4 protein-coding genes are annotated in these 3,028 nt (G+C 68.5%); all 4 read right to left on the reverse strand.

Annotated elements, in window-relative coordinates; translation table 11 throughout:
* Nucleotides 1-268: IPT/TIG domain-containing protein (locus ON29_RS29870; protein ID WP_040871456.1), on the reverse strand; the 268-nt coding region annotated here is incomplete at its 3' end.
* A 180-nt stretch (nucleotides 269-448) separates the two neighbouring features.
* Nucleotides 449-700: an IPT/TIG domain-containing protein gene (locus tag ON29_RS29875; protein ID WP_040871457.1), complete on the reverse strand. Its 252-nt coding sequence runs from the start codon at nucleotides 698-700 to the stop codon at nucleotides 449-451.
* Between the two features lie 74 nt (nucleotides 701-774).
* Nucleotides 775-1,869, reverse strand: a complete 1,095-nt coding sequence (locus ON29_RS29880; protein ID WP_051175748.1) for a tartrate dehydrogenase — start codon at nucleotides 1,867-1,869, stop codon at nucleotides 775-777.
* Between the two features lie 232 nt (nucleotides 1,870-2,101).
* Nucleotides 2,102-3,028: aldehyde dehydrogenase family protein (locus tag ON29_RS29885; RefSeq protein WP_040871459.1), on the reverse strand; the 927-nt coding region annotated here is incomplete at its 5' end.

Here is a 3,028-nt window from a genome sequence, read left to right on the forward strand (position 1 = left end):
TGAGAGCGGGGATGGCGCGGTAGAAGTAGGCGCTGGGCAAGGTGGCGACGCCACCGGGGGTGGTGACCGTGATATTCGCTGCCCCAGCGAATCCCGGGGGAACCACCGCGGTGATCTGCGTGCTGGAATTCACGGTGAACGAGGTGGCCGGGGTAGCGCCGAAGGAGACGGCGGTGGCGGCGGTGAGGTTGGTGCCGGTGATCGTGACGTTGTTGTTCCCCGTGGTAGGCCCCGCGGCCGGGAACAGGGAAGTGATCGTGGGGGCCATTGGTCATGCTCCTTCGATGGCGGCCGCGGCCCCGATGTGACCGTGGGGCAAAGTGTTGGGCAGCGAGAGAGTGTGGTGCTGATGGATGCCCGGACCCCGGGGTAGGGCAGTGCGTAGTTCCCTGCCCCGGGGCCGGTGGGGTGGCGTCCGATAGTCGGCGGTTGCGAGCCGGACGACTGATCAGATACCGGGTCCGGCGACGTAGGTGAACGCGCCGGCGCCGGTGACGCTGCCCCCGCTGGTGGTGACCACGACGTCGACAGCACCGGCGGTTCCCGGTGGGGTGACCGCGGCCAGCGACGGGTCGGAGATGACCGAGAACGGTGCGGCGACACCGTCGAAAGTGACCGACTGGGTGGTGGTCAACTCGAGGGCGCCGGCGTCGTCGACGCCGTCGGAAGCCGGGTGAGCAGGCTCGCCGTCGGCGATCACGTGGTCCTGACCTTCGCTTCCTGCTCAGGCCGCTCGGTTGCGGGCTCCGATCCGCATCGCCTGATCCCGGACCATCAAACCCGTCCTGCTGCCCGAACCCGTGCCCGAGAGCGGCCGCTGAGTTCGGTGGCCCGTTCGGCGATGGCGGTGCCGAATTCTGTGGTGGTGCTGGTGCCGCCGAGGTCTGGGGTGCGGATGGTGGCCTCGGCCAGGACCTCGCAGACCGCGCGGTCGATCGCGGTGGCCGCGTCGTGCTCGCCCAGTTGCTCCAGCATCATCGCAGCGGCCAGGATTTGGGCTACGGGGTTGGCGATGCCCTGGCCCGCGATGTCGGGGGCGCTGCCGTGGACGGCCTCGAACATCGAGGGGGCGCCGCCCGTCGGGTCGATGTTCCCGGACGGGGCGAGGCCGAGTCCCCCGGTGACGGCGGCGGCGAGGTCGGAGAGGATGTCGCCGAACAGGTTCGAGCCGACGATCACGTCGAGGCGGTCTGGGTGCAGCACGACCTCGGCGGCCAGGGCGTCGACGTGCATCTGCCGGGTCTGCACGTCGGGGTAGTCGGTGGCGACGCGGTCGAAGACGCTGTCCCAGTACGGCATCGAGTGGATGAGCCCGTTGGATTTGGTGGCCGAGCACAGCCGGCCGTGGCGTTCGCGGGCGCGCTCGAAGGCGTAACGGATGATGCGCTCGCAGCCGACCCGGGTGAACACCGACTCCTGCAAGACGAACTCCTCGGGCCGCCCCGGATTGTGGATGCCGCCGATTTCGGAGTACTCGCCCTCGGAATTCTCTCGCACGATGAGGATGTCGAGGTCCTCGGCGGTGCGGTCACGCAGCGCGGATTCGGTACCGGGCAGCAGCCGCACCGGCCGCAGATTCACGTACTGCCCGAAAGCCCGGCGCAGCGGAATCAGCAAGCCCCACAGCGAAATATGGTCCGGCACCCCCGGGAAACCCACGGCGCCCAGCAGAATCGCATCGAAGGCGGCGAGCAGTTCGAGTCCGTCCGCGGGCATCATCGCGCCGGTACGCAGGTACTGCTCACAGGACCAATCGAATTCGGTCCACTCGATACCGGGCAGTACGGCATCGACCGCCTTGACCGCCTCGACAGTCACATCGACACCGATACCGTCGCCGGGGATCGTCGCAATGCGGTAGGTACTCACCTGTTACTCCCTCGATATTGGTTCGTCGTTACAAGTCTCTCGGCCGTCGACCGCCGTGCACGGTCGCTCTCGCCGCGTCATTCCGGCGTGCTCTCGGCCGGAATCCATCGTGGACCCCCGCGGCGCCGGTGTGGATCGATCCCAGGCCGAAAGCGTGCTGGGATGACGAGGCAAGGCGGGCAGGACGACAGACCCGGCGAGCCGGGATGGCAGCTTGCCGTGCGGCACGGCCTCACATCTGCATGCCGATGTACTTGGTTTCCAGGAATTCGTCGATGCCGGTGAGCCCGCCTTCGCGGCCGAGCCCGGATTCCTTGACACCGCCGAACGGCGCGGCGGGGTTCGACACCACGCCCTGGTTCAGCCCCACCATGCCGCTGTCCAGCGCCTCACACACTCGCAGTCCGCGGCGCAGTCCCTCGGTGTAGACGTAACCGACGAGACCGTAAGGGGTGTCGTTGGCGCGGGTGACGACCTCGTCCTCGGTATCGAAGGGAGTCAGGCTCGCGACGGGGCCGAAGATCTCGGTGTGGCACATCTGCGCATCGTCGGGGACATCGACGAGAACCGTTGCGGGATAGAAGTTCCCGGGCCCGTCGAGCGCCTCGCCGCCCAGCAGCACACGCGCTCCGCGAGCCCGGGCATCGGCCACCAGTTCGGTCACCTTCGCCACGGCGGCGCCGTCGATCAGCGGCCCGACCACCACCCCGGGCTCGGTCCCGCGTCCCATCGGCAGATCCGCCAGCCGCGCGGCCAGCCGCTCCCCGAACTCATCGATGACGTCGCGGTGCACGAAGATCCGGTTCGCGGCCGTACACGCCTGCCCGATGTTGCGCATCTTCGCCGCCAGCGCGCCCTCGACCGCCGCATCGAGATCGGCATCGTCGAACACGATGAACGGCGCGTTGCCACCCAGCTCCATCGAGGTGCGCATGACCGTCTGCGCGCACTGTTCGAGCAGCTTCTTGCCGACCGCGGTGGATCCGGTGAACGACAGCTTGCGGGAGCGTTCGTCGAGAATCATCGGCGTCATCACCGCGCCCGGGTCCGAGGTGGTGACCACGTTCACCACCCCCGCTGGCACACCGGCCGCGTGCAGGATGCCGGCGATCGCGAGCGTGCACAGCGGCGTCTGCTCGGCGGGTTTGACCACACTGGT

The sequence above is a fragment of the Nocardia exalbida NBRC 100660 genome (assembly GCF_000308575.1).
Lineage (GTDB): Bacteria > Actinomycetota > Actinomycetes > Mycobacteriales > Mycobacteriaceae > Nocardia > Nocardia exalbida.